Annotated in this window: 14 protein-coding genes; 3 read left to right on the top strand and 11 right to left on the bottom strand. The window is 59.0% G+C overall.

Annotated features, from left to right (window positions below):
- Positions 1-14 precede the first annotated feature (14 nt).
- Genes ACN0SY_RS09640 through ACN0SY_RS09630 form a run of 3 tightly spaced genes read left to right on the top strand, consistent with a single transcriptional unit; the run spans position 15 to position 3,731 of the window.
- Entirely contained in the window at positions 15-548 is a 534-nt protein-coding gene (locus ACN0SY_RS09640; RefSeq protein WP_417686725.1) for a TRAP transporter small permease, read from the top strand.
- The gene (locus ACN0SY_RS09635) at positions 545-1,819 is read left to right on the top strand and encodes a TRAP transporter large permease (RefSeq protein ID WP_417686723.1); all 1,275 of its coding nucleotides are present in this window, start codon (positions 545-547) and stop codon (positions 1,817-1,819) included. The genes ACN0SY_RS09640 and ACN0SY_RS09635 overlap by 4 nt, the downstream gene beginning before the upstream one ends.
- Before the next feature lie 16 nt (positions 1,820-1,835).
- The gene (locus ACN0SY_RS09630) at positions 1,836-3,731 is read left to right on the top strand and encodes a bifunctional sugar phosphate isomerase/epimerase/4-hydroxyphenylpyruvate dioxygenase family protein (RefSeq protein WP_417686721.1); all 1,896 of its coding nucleotides are present in this window, start codon (positions 1,836-1,838) and stop codon (positions 3,729-3,731) included.
- Between the two features lie 25 nt (positions 3,732-3,756).
- On the opposite strand, the gene ACN0SY_RS09625 is transcribed toward ACN0SY_RS09630, so the two are convergent.
- From ACN0SY_RS09625 to ACN0SY_RS09575, 11 genes are all read right to left on the bottom strand, one after another.
- Positions 3,757-4,689, bottom strand: a complete 933-nt coding sequence (locus ACN0SY_RS09625; RefSeq protein WP_417686719.1) for a carbohydrate kinase family protein — start codon at positions 4,687-4,689, stop codon at positions 3,757-3,759.
- Between the two features lie 5 nt (positions 4,690-4,694).
- A complete protein-coding gene (locus ACN0SY_RS09620) occupies positions 4,695-6,173 on the bottom strand; it encodes a mannitol dehydrogenase family protein (RefSeq protein WP_417686717.1) in 1,479 nt (492 codons plus the stop codon).
- 3 nt (positions 6,174-6,176) lie between these two features.
- Entirely contained in the window at positions 6,177-6,950 is a 774-nt protein-coding gene (locus tag ACN0SY_RS09615; protein WP_417686715.1) for an L-iditol 2-dehydrogenase, read from the bottom strand.
- Positions 6,947-7,948: an ABC transporter ATP-binding protein gene (locus ACN0SY_RS09610; protein ID WP_417686713.1), complete on the bottom strand. Its 1,002-nt coding sequence runs from the start codon at positions 7,946-7,948 to the stop codon at positions 6,947-6,949. Before ACN0SY_RS09610 ends, ACN0SY_RS09615 begins: the two co-directional genes overlap by 4 nt.
- Positions 7,949-7,959: 11 nt before the next feature.
- Positions 7,960-8,790, bottom strand: coding sequence for a carbohydrate ABC transporter permease (locus ACN0SY_RS09605; RefSeq protein ID WP_417686711.1), 831 nt, complete (start codon positions 8,788-8,790; stop codon positions 7,960-7,962).
- Positions 8,791-8,802: 12 nt separating this feature from the next.
- Positions 8,803-9,669, bottom strand: coding sequence for a carbohydrate ABC transporter permease (locus ACN0SY_RS09600; protein ID WP_417686709.1), 867 nt, complete (start codon positions 9,667-9,669; stop codon positions 8,803-8,805).
- Between the two features lie 127 nt (positions 9,670-9,796).
- Positions 9,797-11,098 (bottom strand): ABC transporter substrate-binding protein, encoded by a 1,302-nt coding sequence (locus tag ACN0SY_RS09595; RefSeq protein WP_417686707.1) that lies wholly within the window; start codon positions 11,096-11,098, stop codon positions 9,797-9,799.
- A 272-nt stretch (positions 11,099-11,370) separates the two neighbouring features.
- Positions 11,371-12,327 (bottom strand): sugar-binding transcriptional regulator, encoded by a 957-nt coding sequence (locus ACN0SY_RS09590; protein ID WP_417686705.1) that lies wholly within the window; start codon positions 12,325-12,327, stop codon positions 11,371-11,373.
- A 20-nt stretch (positions 12,328-12,347) separates the two neighbouring features.
- Complete coding sequence (locus tag ACN0SY_RS09585; protein WP_417686703.1) at positions 12,348-13,064, bottom strand: HAD family hydrolase; 717 nt, start codon at positions 13,062-13,064, stop codon at positions 12,348-12,350.
- Between the two features lie 147 nt (positions 13,065-13,211).
- A complete protein-coding gene (locus tag ACN0SY_RS09580) occupies positions 13,212-14,750 on the bottom strand; it encodes a tripartite tricarboxylate transporter permease (protein ID WP_417686701.1) in 1,539 nt (512 codons plus the stop codon).
- 10 nt (positions 14,751-14,760) lie between these two features.
- Complete coding sequence (locus ACN0SY_RS09575) at positions 14,761-15,192, bottom strand: tripartite tricarboxylate transporter TctB family protein (protein ID WP_417686699.1); 432 nt, start codon at positions 15,190-15,192, stop codon at positions 14,761-14,763.
- Positions 15,193-15,200 lie beyond the last annotated feature (8 nt).

Here is a 15,200-nt window from a genome sequence, read left to right as displayed (position 1 = left end):
ATGGGAATGTGCACATGACCACGGTCGGTTTCCTCGCGCGGCGGGTGTTCGGGTTTGGCGCCGGACTTTCCATGGCGCTTGTCTTCGCCATCATCTTCGTCAACTCGCTGAGGCGTTACACGATTGGGCAATCCGTTCCCTGGGGCGAGGAATTGCCGATCTACCTGACGATCTATGGCGTCATGTTCGGGGTGGCTCTGGCCTATCTCCAGGATCGTCATATCCGCTTCACGATCTTCACCGATTTCGCCTCCAGCCGCATTCGCGAGCGACTGTTTGCGCTGGTCGATCTCGTCACATTTTCTGCCGGTGTTGCGCTCGCGATTTCAGGCCACGAGTTCGCCGCCCGTCGCGGTCATATCGCCGCCTCCGGCCTGCGCTCGACGGGGCGCTGGATCGTCGAGACGACCGGGATCGAGTGGTTGGGCTGGATCGCAAAGATCGGCACCTGGCAATACGCGATGGCCATTGGCGGCGCGATGCTGGCGGTTGCGGCCCTTATTCGACTTATTGAGCGCGTCTCGGCACAAAAGGCAGTCTCAGCATGATTTACGCACTGTTTTTGATTTGCCTGATTGCCGGCGTTCCCATCGCTGTTGCCATTGTCGCGACGCTCGCCGTCTTCATGGGGTTCGGCGAAGCGCCTTATGCGCTTCGACAGGTCGCGACCGAGATGTTCAAGGGCATGAACTCGTTCCCGTTGCTTGCCATCCCCTTGTTCGTCCTGGCGGGCGAAGTGATGAACGAGAGCGGCATCACCGGGCGCATCATTGCCTTCGCCAACGTCATCGTCGGCCGCCTACGTGCCGGGTTGGCACTCGTGAACATCTGGGCGTCGGTGATTTTCGCCGGCCTGTCCGGGTCTGCTGTCGCCGACACGTCGGCCATCGGCCGGGTGTTCATTCCGGAGATGGAAAAGCATGGATACAGCCGCTCCTTCGCCGCTGCTCTTACAGCTGCGTCATCCGTCATCGGACCGATCATTCCGCCTTCGATCCCGGTCATTATCTATGCCTTGATCGTGTCTGGCGTCTCGGTGCCGGCCCTGTTCATGGCAGGTGTGATCCCGGGTATCCTGCTGGCTATATTCCTCTCGATATACGTGATGCTGACGGTCAAGATCGATCACGGTGACCAGAGTGAAGGCCTGACAAGCCAGCCCGTTGGCGCGGCACTGTTCGGCGGCATTTTGCCGTTGTTGATGCCTGTCTTCGTCGTCGGCTCGATCCTGCTAGGCATCGTCACGCCGACCGAGGCGGCCAGCTTTGCGGTTGCTTACGCTCTGTTTCTCGGCATCTTCGTTTATCGCAAGATCCGGATATCGCGGCTGCCGAAGCTCTTCGCCGAAGCCATGCGGGACAGCGCGATCATCCTGATCATCATTGCCGCCGTGTCAGCGGCGAACTGGGTGCTCACCTATAACCGCGTTCCCAACATGCTGACCGACTGGGTCCTCGGCAATGTCGACAGCCAGACGACGTTCCTGCTGGCGACCATGCTGCTGTTCCTGTTCGTCGGACTATTCCTTGAGGGCATCGCTGCGATGCTGGTGCTTGTCCCGATCCTGCATCCGATGGCAGTCGGTCTTGGCGTGGATCCTGTGCATTTCGGTATCCTGGTGATTTTCAACCTGATGATCGGTCTGATCACGCCACCGCTCGGGCTTTGCCTCTTTGTTGCCGAGGGTATTGCCCAGGTCGGCATGGCGAAGCTGGCAAAGGCCATTCTTCCGTTCTTTGCGGTGGAGGTGCTGGTGCTTGTCATCCTGACCTTCGTTCCCGAAACCGTCATCTGGCTGCCAAGGGTTCTTGGCTACTAGCGGCAGGAGTTGAGTCATGAAAACGGCGATTGCCACGGTTTCGATTTCCGGCGACCTCGCCGAGAAGCTTGCGGCGATTTCCGCCGCGGGCTTCGACGGGGTGGAAATCTTCGAGAACGACTTCCTGGCTTTCGACGCCAGCCCCAAGGCCGTCGGTCAGATGGTCCGCGATCACGGGCTGGAGATCTCGCTGTTTCAGCCCTTCCGTGACTTCGAAGGAATGCCCGAGCCTCAGCGCCGCCGGGCATTTGAGCGGGCCAAGCGCAAGTTCGACCTCATGAGCGAATTGGGGACCGATCTGGTCCTCATTTGCTCGAACGTGTCGCCGCTGGCACTTGGAGGCATTGATCGCGCCGCAGACGATCTTGCCGAACTTGGCGATCTTGCCAAGACCTACGGTATTCGCCTCGGCTATGAGGCCCTGGCTTGGGGGCGCTACATCAACGATCATCGGGACGCCTGGGAAATCGTGCGGCGCGCCGACCATTCGCAGGTCGGATTGATCCTGGACACCTTTCACACGCTGTCCCGCAAGATCGACCCGGAATCCATCCGCTCCATTCCCGGTGACAAGATCTTCTTCGTACAGCTTGCCGACGCGCCACTGATCGACATGGACCTTCTTTACTGGAGCCGGCATTTCCGCAACATGCCGGGAGAGGGTGACCTGGATGTTACAGGCTTCATGCGGGCAATCGCAGCGACCGGATACGACGGTGTGATCTCGCTGGAGATCTTCAACGATCAATTCCGCAGCGGGTCAGCCCGTTCGATCGCCCAGGATGGACACCGCTCTCTGGTTCACCTGATGGACCAGGTCCGGCGCGTTGAGCCGGATATCCGGATTTCCGTGCCCGAGATGCCGGAACGGGTCGATGTTGGCGGGATCGAGTTTGTCGAGTTTGCCGCAAACGCTACTGAGGCAGAGGGCTTGGGTGCCATGCTGGCAACGCTCGGCTTCCGGAAGACAAAACGGCATATCTCGAAGGCCGTTGATCTGTGGACCCAGGGCGACATCAACATTGTCGTCAATTCCGAGCCATCCAGCTTCGCCCATGCCTCCTATGTCATGCACGGCGCCAATGTCTGTGACATTGGCCTCAAGGTGGCCGACGCCAAGGCGACGGTGGAAAGGGCCAAGGCGCTTGGCGCCGAATTGTTCGAGCAGCCCGTCGGACCCGGGGAAACCAAGATCCCTGCCATTCGCGGTATTGGGGGCGGAGTGATCCATTTCATCGACGGTTCAAGTGAACTGTCGAGGGTCTGGGACTTGGAATTCAAGGCGTCTGCTGGCATGGATGACGACACGTCGGTAGGCCTGACGCGCATCGATCATATCGCCGAAACCATGGCCTATGAAGAGATGCTGACCTGGCTTCTCTTCTACACGTCGATCTTCCACACCAAGAAAACTCCGATGGTTGATGTTATAGACCCGGCGGGACTGGTCCGCAGTCAGGCTATCGAAAATCCGGAAGGGTCCTTCCGTATCACTCTGAACGGTGCAGAAAACCGGCGGACTTTGGCTGGGCGCTTCATCGAGGAGAGCTTCGGTTCGTCCGTCCAGCACATCGCCTTTGAAACCGCCGACATCTTCGAGACCGCTGCAAAGCTCGCTCGTAATGGCGTGAGGCCGCTGGTGATCTCACCAAACTACTACGACGATCTGGATGCCCGCTTCGGGCTGGACGAAGCATTTCTTGAGCGGCTCAAGAGTTTCGGTGTCCTGTATGGCCGGGACGAAGCAGGCGGGGAGTATTTCCAGCTTTATAGCCCGACCTACGGCGATGCCTTCTTCTTTGAAATCGTCGAGCGCCGTGGTGGCTACAACGGCTATGGAGCGGCCAACGCGCAGTTCCGAATAGCTGCACAGAAACGGCATCTCAGGGCCAAGGGCATGCCCAAGGCCTGAGATCATTTTGCCTCCGAAGTTCGGATCAGGCCGTCAATTCGCTTTTCCAGGGCGGGTTGGCTCCGGCTCGCGACACCGTGACCGCTGCGACCTTTGCTCCGTACGACAGCGCAGCCTCGGCTGCATCCTTCGACAGGCTCGCAATGTGTGCCTTGTCAATGAAGCCCTGATCGCTGAGCGACGCCAGAAAACCGGCATTGAAGGTGTCGCCGGCACCAACCGTGTCTACGACGGCAACGGGTGATCCTTTTACAGAGACGGATGATCCGTCCGCGAAATAGGCCGCTGCACCATCCTTGCCACGGGTCACAACGACAAGCTTCGGACCAGTGCTCAAAAGATCGGCCGCTTTCCGTTCCAGTGAACCTTCAGAGCGGTCGATCCAGTCGAGGTCCTCGTCCGAGACCTTCACGATATCCGCGTCGGCGATCATTCTGTTCAGTCGTGCCCGGTACCCTGCCTCATCGCGAATGAAGCCCGGCCGGATGTTCGGGTCGATCATGATGGTGCGCGTCTTCGCTTCACGATGCAGAAGCGCGGCATAGGCATCGGCGCAAGGCTCGACCGCAAGGCTGATGCCACCGAAATAGAGTGCTTTTACATCATCGGGCAGGGATGGCAGATCGGCCTCCGTGAGCATCCGGCCCGCGCTGTTCTCATCGTAGAACGTGTAGGTCGCATGCCCGTTGGAGAGCTGGACGAACGCCATTGTCGTCGGGCGGTCGGAGCGCACAGACAAGGATGTCCCGACATTGCTCTCCGAGAGGCTCTTCTCCAGCTGCTGGCCGAAGAGATCGGTCGAGACACCTGTCAGCATCTGGACCTTCTGGCCGAGGCGGCCGAGCGCAATGGCAGTGTTGAAGATCGCTCCGCCGGAGTGGGGAACATAACCGAAGCCGCCATCGGCGACTTCGGACGGGATCATGTCGATGAGTGCTTCGCCGCAGCAAAGGAGCATTCTGGTCAAGCTTCCACTTTTTCAAGATAACGGGCCAGCGCGGCGCGCACGCCTTCCCGCCAAATGTAAGTGAGATGCTCGGAGAAGGCATCCGCAAATGTAGCGTTGCTGCCAAGTTCTCCGAAGACGTCTTCCAGCTCTAGGAAGGCGGCGGGGCGTTCTTTTGCTTCGATTGCTGCCTTCTGAAGTTCTGCCCTGCGCTGGTCTTCAAGCGGAATGCCTTTGGAGGCATCGGCCGTTTCTGCGCAGTACCGGCACCAGAAGGCCACCTCCAGGGCAAGGCCGTTGATCGGGCGTCCGCTCTTCAGTGCGTCCTCTATGCTCGGAAGGATAAACTTTGGCTGGCGGTTCGACCCGTCGAGGCACAGACGCGGGATGGTGTCGCCTACGGCCGGATTGGAGAAGCGCTCGGCGCATTTGGCGAGATAGGCATTGAAATCGATGCCTGGAATTGTCGGGACGAGCGGAATGACGTCCTCTGTAATGAGCTTCTTCAGCCAGGCAGCGATGTCCGGATCGGCCATGGCATCATGGACGAAGTGATGACCCAAAAGGGCGGATGGATAGGCGATCGCAGCGTGCCCCCCGTTCAGGATCCGAAGTTTCATCAACTCATAAGGAGCAACGTCCTTGACGAATTCGACGCCGACTTCCTCGAGGTGCGGCCGGCCGGTCGGGAAGTGGTCCTCCATAACCCATTGGCGGAACGGTTCGCAGGCAACCGGAGCCTGATCGATGATCCCGAATTTGTCGGCGACCATGTCACGCTCCCGGTCGGATGTCGCAGGCGTGATGCAGTCGACCATCGAGCTGGGAAAGGCGACATTCTCGGCGATCCATTCGGAAAGATCGGGCGTCATCATGTCGGCGAGGCCCAGAACGGTTTGCCGGGCAATCGCGCCATTTTCCGGAAGGTTGTCGCAGGACAGGACCGTGAAGGGAGCAATGCCTTTGTCCTTGCGCAGGCCGAGCGCGGAGATCAGGATTCCGAAGACTGTTCGCGGTGAGCCCGGATTTGCGGCATCGGCGACCACGTCAGGGTTTGTTTCATCGAAGCCGCCGGTCTTTGCATCGACATAGTAGCCGCCTTCGGTGATTGTCAGGGAGACGATACGGATTTCGGGTTTGATCAGCTCCGCGATCAATGCGTCGGGGTTGATTTCCGCAAAGTCGATCATCGAGCCGATCGCTGTCGCGTTGAACCCGTTGGGGTCGAGTTCAACCACGGTCGTGAGCCAATCCTGATCCTTCAGGCGCTCGCGCATGGCATTGTCGAAGGATTTCACACCCGCACCGACAATCGCCCAATCATGGTCACGACCTTTCGCAAACAGCCGGTCCAGATAGACCGCCTGATGAGCGCGATGAAAGTTTCCGACGCCGATGTGCACAATGCCGGCCGTAAGTTTGCTACGGTCATAATTTGGTGCGTTCACGCCGCTTGGGAGGTCGGCGAGAGCGATCTGGTTCAGTTCGATTGCCATTGGTCAGCTCATCCAGTTGCCGCCGTCGACATTGTATGTCTGGGCGACGATGTAGTCGGCTTCCTTCGAAGCCAGAAACACGGCCATGCCGGTAAGATCTTCTGCTGTCCCCATGCGGCCAAAGGGAACGGCTTCCCCGACAAGGCGCTTCTTTTCTCCAAGGGGACGGTTCTCGAATTTTGCAAAGAGGGCGTCGACCCCATCCCAATGTTCACCGTCGACGACGCCAGGGGCGATCGCGTTGACGTTGATGCCATGCTCGATGAGGTTCAGACCCGCCGATTGGGTCAGGCTGATCACTGCCGCCTTCGTTGCGCAATAAACGCCTACGAGCGGTTCACCGCGCCGACCCGCCTGGCTTGCCATGTTGATGATCTTGCCGCCCTTTCCGCGTGCAATCATCGACCTGGCCGCGGACTGCAACATGAAAAGAGTGCCGGATACGTTGATCGAGAACAGTCGATCGTAACTGTCCCGGGTGATCTCGGTGATGGGGGCGAGATCGAACAGTGCGGCGTTGTTGACCAGGATGTCGATACCGCCGGTTTTTTCCTCGACGGCCTTGATCGCCGCATCGATTGAGGCTTGATCGGTGACGTCGAGGGCGACCGCATAGGCTTGGGTGCCAAGGTCCGCCGCAGCGGCCTTGGCACCTTCCAGATTGATGTCCGCGATGGCAACTTTCGCGCCTTCGGCGATATAGGCCTTCGCGAAGGCCTTGCCGATGCCACGTGCAGCGCCGGTGATCAGGGCAGACTTGCCCTCGAGACGGTTCATTTCTGGCGCAACCCGTTTTCGTCAAAGCGGTGCAGCTTTTCCGGGTCCGGGGTCAGCTGAACAGTGTCACCGTGCTTGACGCCGACCTCACCGGACACCCGAACCGTGACCGGATCGATGCCATCGACGTGGACGTACAGGAAAGTGTCGGAGCCAAGATGCTCGGCCACGCCGACCGTTCCCGTCCAGACACCGCCGGACGTGGAGAGCGTCAGATGTTCGGGACGAATGCCGATCGTATGCGCACCGTATTTTGCAGCTTCCGCTCCGGACATGAAGTTCATCTTCGGTGAGCCGATGAAGCCGGCGACGAACTTGTTGCGAGGGTTGTTGTAAAGCTCCAGTGGCGATCCGACCTGTTCGATCCTGCCTGCCTGCAGAACCACGATCTTGTCGGCCATTGTCATGGCTTCAACCTGGTCGTGGGTCACGTAGATCATTGTGGTCTTTAGCGACTGATGAAGTTCCGAGATTTCCAGGCGCATGTTGACACGCAAAGCAGCGTCGAGGTTCGAGAGAGGTTCGTCGAACAGAAACGCGGCAGGTTCCCGGACGATGGCGCGGCCAATTGCAACACGCTGGCGCTGGCCACCTGACAACTGGCCCGGACGACGGTCGAGGTAGTCAGTCAGATTCAGGACCTTGGCTGCGTTGGCGACACGACGGTCCTGTTCGGCCTGATCCATCTTTGCCATCTTGAGCGGGAAGGCGATGTTCTTCTTTACCGACATGTGAGGGTAAAGAGCGTAGGACTGGAACACCATGGCCAGGCCGCGTTTCGCGGGCGGCACCATGGTAGCATCGGTTCCATCGATGCGGATCTCGCCAGTCGAGACGTCTTCAAGCCCGGCGATCAGGCGCAGCAGGGTGGACTTGCCACAACCTGATGGACCGACGAACACGACGAACTCACCGTCGTTGATTTCGAGATCCAGCGGGGGAATGACTTCCACGTCGCCGAAAGACTTGGTGATCTTGTTGAGTGTAATCTGTCCCATCTCGAATCTTCCTATTTCACGGCGCCAAAGGTGAGACCACGCACGAGCTGTTTCTGGCTAAACCAGCCGAGGATCAGGATCGGTGCGATGGCCATGGTCGAGGCTGCCGACAATTTGGCGTAGAACAGGCCTTCCGGGCTCGAGTAGCTGGCGATGAAGGCGGTGAGGGGAGCGGCTTGCGCCGCAGTCAGGTTCAAGGTCCAGAAGGCTTCGTTCCAGGCCAGAATGATGTTGAGCAGGACCGTCGATGCGATCCCGGGAATTGCCATTGGCGTCAGGACATAGATGATCTCGTCCTTGAGTGTCGCTCCGTCCATGCGCGCCGCTTCAAGGATCTCGCCCGGGATTTCCTTGAAGTAGGTGTAGAGCATCCAGACGATGATCGGGAGATTGCAGAGCATCAGCACGGCCACGAGGCCGACCCTGGTGTCCAGCAGTCCGAGTTCGATGAAGACCAGGTAGATCGGATAGAGCACACCGACAGCCGGAAGCATCTTGGTGGAGAGCATCCACATCAGGATGTCCTTGGTTCTCTTCGACGGGACGAAAGCCATGGACCAGGCCGCGGGAATGGCGATGATGATCCCAAGCAGGGTCGAACCACCGGCAATGATCACGGAGTTCCAGAGGTAGCGAACGTAGTTGGACCGTTCCTGAACCACTGCATAGTTCTCCAGCGTCCAATCGAAGAAAAAGAACACCGGGGGATCGGCGATTGCCTGCGCTTCCGTCTTGAAGCTGGTCAGGATCGTCCAGAGGATCGGGAAGAAGATCAGAAGCCCGACTGCCCATGCGGCAATCGTGTTGACGATCTTGCGGTTGGTTTTCACAGAGCGTGCCATGTCGTTCCCTCCTCAAGCGTCCAGGTTCTTGCCGACGATGCGCATCAGGAAGATCGCGACGATGTTGGCGAGGATGATGGCGTAGACGCCGCCTGCAGAACCCAGGCCGACATTCTGGCTTTCCAGAACGCGCTGGAAGATCAGGTAGGTCAGTGTTCTGGTTCCGAACGCACCCTGCGTGGTGACGAAGATCTCGGCGAAGATCGAGAGCAGGAAGATCGTCTGGATCAGCAGGACGATGGTGATCGCGCGGGATAGGTGCGGCAGCACGATGTAGCCAAAGCGGGCCAGAACAGGAGCACCGTCCATTTCGGCAGCTTCCAGCTGTTCACTGTCGAGCGACTGGATTGCGGTCAGCAGGATCAGCGTCGCAAATGGTAGCCATTGCCAGGAAACGATCAGAATGATCGAGAAAAGCGATGCGTCGGTGAGCCAGACCACAGGTTCGGCGCCGAAGAACTTCCACAAATGCGCGAGGAGCCCGTTCACCGGATCCATGAACATGTTTTTCCAGACCAGAGAAGACACGGTCGGCATGACGAAGAATGGAGCGATGACGAGAATGCGGACGATCCCCTGACCCCACATCGGCTGATCCAGGAGTATTGCCAGCAAGACACCCAGCGAGACAGTGATGACGAGAACACCGCCGACGATGATCAGCGTCGTCTGCACGCTCGGCCAGAAGGCGCTCGACGTGACAAAGCGGACATAATTGTCAAAACCAGCCCACCCGAGGTCGCCGCCGCGAAGTGGGAGATACTTCCGAAACGAGAAGTACAAGGTCATGATGAGCGGAATGAGCATCCAGCCTAGCAACAACGTGACGGCCGGAGCCATCATTAGTCGTGCGGCTGAACGGGAATTCTGGGTTGCCATGGACACACCTCCCCAGGTTGCTGACCCATGCGACAGGCAGCCGCCGCCAAATGGACGGAATTTTTTGATTTATCTTTGAAAAAGGGGAGGGCGGCCAAGGAAGCCGCCCTCGAGTCTTGGGAGAATATTAGTAGCCTGCGGCTTCCATTTCTTCCGTGGCAAGAGCCTGGGCCTTTTCGAGGGCCTGCTCGGCAGTCTGCTGACCGGCGAGAGCTGCAGAGAACTCCTGCCCAACCTGTGTTGCGATGCCGGCAAACTCCGGAATAGCAGCAAACTGGACACCGATGTACGGAACCGGCTTTACGGTCGGGTTGTTCGGATCGGCAGACAGAATGCTCTCAAGGGTCATCTTCGCGAACGGGATGTCCTTGTAGTTTGCGTTCTCATACAGCGAGGTACGCGCTCCCGGAGGAACGTTCGCCCAACCTTCCTTGGAGGCTACGAGTTCGATGTATTCCTTGGAAGTTGCCCACTCGATGAACTGCTTTGCAGCAGCTTCCTTCTGGGTGCCAGCCGGGATCGCGAGTGCCCATGCCCACAGCCAGTTGCCGCGTTTGCCGAGCCCGGTGTCCGGTGCGAGGGCAAAGCCGACCTTGTCGGCGACGGTCGAGTCGTTCGGGTTGGTCACGAAAGAAGCAGCAACGGTGGCGTCGATCCACATGCCGCACTTGCCCTGCTGGAACAGAGACAGGTTTTCGTTGAAGCCGTTGTTCGATGCTCCTGGAGGGCCAGCTTCGTTCAGCAGGTCGATGTAGAAGGTCAGAGTCTCTTTCCACTCGGGGCTGTCGAACTGCGGCTTCCACTCTTCGTCGAACCAGCGTGCGCCGAAAGCGTTGGACGTCGCGGTCAGGAACGCCATGTTCTCGCCCCATCCGGCCTTGCCGCGCAGGCAGATGCCGTAGACTTCGTTGTCCTTGTCGGTCATCTTGCGCGCCGCGTCGGCAACGAATTCCCAGGTCGGTGCGTCCGGCATTTCAAGGCCGGCCTTTTCCATGAGATCCGTGCGGTACATGATCATCGAGCTCTCACCGTAGAACGGCGCAGCATAAAGCGTGCCTTCCACGGACAGACCGCCACGCATTGCCGGCAGGATATCGTCGATGTCGTAGGATGCCGGCAGGTCGTTCAGCGGAACGAGCCAGTTCTGCTTGCCCCAGATCGGGGTCTCGTACATGCCGATCGTCATGATGTCGAACTGGCCACCCTTGGTGGCGATGTCCTGGGTGACGCGCTGGCGCAGAACGTTTTCTTCAAGCGTGACCCACTCGACGGTGTGGCCTGTCTTCTGCGTGAAGTCTTCCGTCAGCTTCTGCATGCGGATCATGTCACCGTTGTTGACGGTAGCGATGGTCAGTTTGTCGGCAAGAGCCGGTGTAACCGCGAATGAGAGAGCGGTCGCGCCGAGAAGGGCGCGTGTAAACTTGGTCATTGGTTCCTCCCAAAAGCCTCTTTGGGCAATTGCTACTAAGGCGGGCAAATACTCACAAAAGAGCAGCGAGAGGTCAAGATGGTTGACGAAAAACTGAGAAACTTTCGATGCTGCAACGCAAAATCGCGAGATGAGTCAATAGCAAGAGATCAATGAAAATCCGACCCTGCGCGCAAAAACGACGCAAGAGACACCAGTTGAGGCAACAGGTATCGCATCTGACGATGCAGGACACTCTTGGAAAATGACCTATGCTTGAGGCCCTGAACTGGTCAGGTGGCGAGCAATTGCTCTGCAGTGCGCTCGTTGGTGATCAGCCCGTTGATTAGCTTGCCGTTCAAGGCGCCTCGGATTGCATCGACCTTCGACGACCCAGCGGCAATCCCGATGACAGGTTTTTCACTGGCTGGCGTGAGTGGGGCGCTGGCGACCCGGTCGTTGGTGAGCCCGTCGATGAGCTTGCCGTCCTTGTCGTAGACCCAGCTCGTGATTTCGCCGATCGCGCCAGCGCTTTCAAGCGCGTTCATCTCGCCTTCGTCGATGAAGCCGTCGACATAGAGGGGTGCGGTCTTGCCCATGTTGCCAACGCCGACAAAAGTAACGTCTGCCTGCTTGGCGAGCTCCAGGATGTTGTGCACCGGCTCCTGGTTATGCAGAAGGGTTCGCTCCTCCTGCGAACTTGCGAAAACCGGCAGCGGCATGGGGTAATGGCGCGCGTTGACGCGATCAGCCATGCGAATGATGACGTTGTAGGCTGAAGCTGAACCGTCCGAGTTCATGTTGCCAAGGAGGGAGACAATCCGGTGCTGTGGGCAGTTCATCGCAGGGAGCTGGTCAACCGAAGCGCGAAGGGCACGTCCGGTTCCGAAAGCGATGATCTTCGGCTCCTTGGCCTTTAGGTGTCGTTCCATCTCTGCAGCCGCGGCGTTGTCGATGCCGACGATCGGGGACGGATTATCCGGATCGCTCGGGACGACCTCGCAGATTTGAAGGCCAAACTTATCCCTGAGCTTTGCGGCTAGTTCCATGCATCGCGCAATCGGATGGTCAAGGCGAACCTTGATGAGGCGTTCACTCACCGCGAGCGAAACCAGGCGCTGTGCCGACTGACGTGAAACGCCCAGCTTCCGGGCGATCTCGTCCTGGGTGTTGCCGGCGACGTAATACAGCCAACCAGCCCGTGCAGCGTCGTCCAGACGGCTGGTATCGATGTCTGATCTGGCTGCCATGGTACCCGTTCCGTCGAATCTCAGCGTTTTCTCAGTTGAGGGGCAATATCAAAAAAGCTCTCCCAAGTCTCGAAAAACGGCACAGCGGGTTCAATGCCGCTTGCCGGTGCATCATCGCCGGACAGATGACTGCCGCCGACAAAATGCAGGACGTGCATCTTTGCAGCACGGGCTGCGATAAGGCCGGGTCTGCTGTCCTCGATCACCAGACAGCGTTCTGGGGCGACACCCAGAGTGCGCGCAGCATGAAGAAAAAGGTCTGGTGCCGGCTTGCCATTGGTGACCTGGGACGCTGTGAAGACGGCGGCACCGAAGTAGTGCGCAAGGGCAGTGATTTCGAGTGACCTTCCCGCGCGCTCCGGGCTGCTGCTGGTTGCGACGCAGCCTGAAGTGCCGAGATTGTCCAGAATCTCGATAATCCCTGGTACAGGCTGAAGCCGATGATCGAACTCGGCAAGCAGGCGGCGCCTGTAGTCGGCTTCGAAGGTGTCTGGAAGTTCCAGGGAAAAATCGGTCCTCAGGCTCGAGGCAACCTTTGCAAAGCTACGACCAAGGAAGTTGGCCTTGAAGTATGCGAAGTCGACCGGAGTTCCGAGTTCCTTCAGGGCGTTCAAAAGCACCTGCGCGCTGATGATTTCACTGTCGATCAGAACGCCGTCACAGTCGAAGATCACAAGGTCGATTTCCAGGTCCGCGATGTCGGAAAGCGTGTTTCTGGCTTGAGAGCCTGATGGCATGGGATCCAAACTCGATCGAGAACAACTGGTTCTTCATTAGAGTATTCGATCTCCTGCGCCTAGCATGTTCCATGTTCGGGGGCTGGCCGAAATGAAAACGGCCGCGGAGATGCCGCGGCCGTCGTGTTCGCATCGGATGGGGCGTTGTCAGTCGGTGACCGCGCCTTCCTCGTCCTTTGCCATGCGAATGCGGCGTTTCATGATCTTGCCGACCAGGATCGGCAGGAGGAAACCGACGATCGCGATGGCCCAGAGCGTTATCGACAGCGGACTATCGATGAGTGTCCACCAGTTTCCGTTGTCGATGGTGATCGCGCGACGCAGGTTGTTCTCCATGGAATTGCCGAGCAGCGTGCCGAGGATCACCGGAACCAGCGGCACATCCAGCTTGCGAAGAACCCAGCCGGCTACGCCGAAGCCGATCATCACAAGCAGGTCGAACGAGGAACCCGAGATGCCGTAGATGCCGACGAAGCTGACCATGGCAACGATTGGCATCAGAATCCGCGGCGGGATCAGGAGCACACGCGTGAAGATGCCGATCATCGGGATGTTCAGGGCCAGCAGCATGAAGTTGGCGATGAACAGCGCCGCGATCAGCCCCCAGACTACGTCCGGCTGTTGAGCGAAGAGCAGGGGACCTGGCGTGATGTTCAGAGCCAGAAGAACAGCCAGAAGAACCGCTGTTGTGCCCGAGCCAGGAACGCCGAGCGCCAACATCGGGACGAGTGCACCGCCGGCAGCGGCATTGTTTCCAGCCTCGGGTGCCGCGACACCGCGCGGGTCGCCCTTGCCGAAAGTGCCTTCCTTGTCGACCAGCCGCTTTTCCATCGAGTAGGAAATGAACGATCCCAGCGACGCGCCCGCGCCCGGTAGAACACCGGCCAGGAAACCCAGGAAGCTCGTACGCAGCATCGTTGGAGTACAGCTCTTCAGCAGGCCCCAGGACGGAAGCAGACGGCCGATTTCGACCTTCTTGCCTGCTGCGTCTGACGCGCCGTGCTTGTGTTCGAGGAAGATGAAGACTTCCGAAAGGGCGAAGAGGCCGACAATGGCAACGAGGAAGTCGATACCATCATACAGATGCACTTCGCCGAAGGTGAAGCGCGGGACGCCCGTCTGGGTATCGACGCCAACCATCGCGAGGCCAATGCCGATCGCAGCCGCGAAGGCCGTCTTTGCCTGGTTGGTCGAGGCAACGCCGCCGAGCGTTGCGAAAGCCAGGGTAAAGAGAGCGAAATACTCAGCCGGCCCGAACAGAAGCGCGATCTTGACGAGCTGCGGAGCGAGCAGGATCAAGCCCCAAGTCGCAAGGAAAGCGCCGACGAACGAGGCAACGCCCGACAGGGACAGCGCTTCGCCTGCACGTCCCTGCTGAGCCATCGGATAACCGTCCAAACAGGTCATCATGGCCGGCTCGTCACCGGGAATGTTCAGCAGGATCGATGAAATGCGCCCGCCATACATGGCACCGTAATAGACCGAAGTCAGCAGGATAAGCGAGGGTGTTGCGCCGAGGCCGAGAGTAAACGCGAGCGGAATGAGGATGGCCACGCCGTTCGAGGGACCGAGGCCCGGCAGTGCGCCCATGACGGTACCGAGAAAGCAGCCGAGCAGGGCAAGCAGAAGGTTCTGCCATGTCAGCGCGATGACGAACCCGTCTGCGAGAGACGAAAGAGTTTCCATTGTCCTGTCCTCAGATGCCGAGAGGTCCCTTGGCCAGCGACAGGCCAAGCACCAGGTGGAAGACAACGTAGATCCCGAGCGAGGTTGCCGTTCCGGACACGAGCGAGAAGAGCGGAGCGGTTCCCAGGCGCCAGGTCAGGTAGCTCGCAGCGACTGCGGTCGCAATGACAAAGCCGATTTCCGGCAGGGCGAGCGCATAAAGCACCATGACGAGAACGGCTGCTGCGATTTCCATGAACCGGCTGAGTGAGGGCCACCTGGGTTCAGCATCGGGTTTCAGGAAGATGGCGATGGACGCCATGGCGAGAACGGCTGCTATGATCAGCGGGAAGGCTTTCGGGCCAACGGCGTCGGAGAGGAAGCTTTCCTCGATGATGAGCGCGGCCCACGCATATCCGATTGCCACTAACAGTCCGATTGCGCCGAAGATACGGTCACTCATGGGACCTC

Source organism: Roseibium sp. (assembly GCF_048261595.1).
Classification (GTDB): Bacteria; Pseudomonadota; Alphaproteobacteria; order Rhizobiales; family Stappiaceae; genus Roseibium.
The sequence above is the reverse complement of the archived record's forward strand: the minus strand, read 5'-3'. Positions and strand labels throughout refer to the sequence as shown.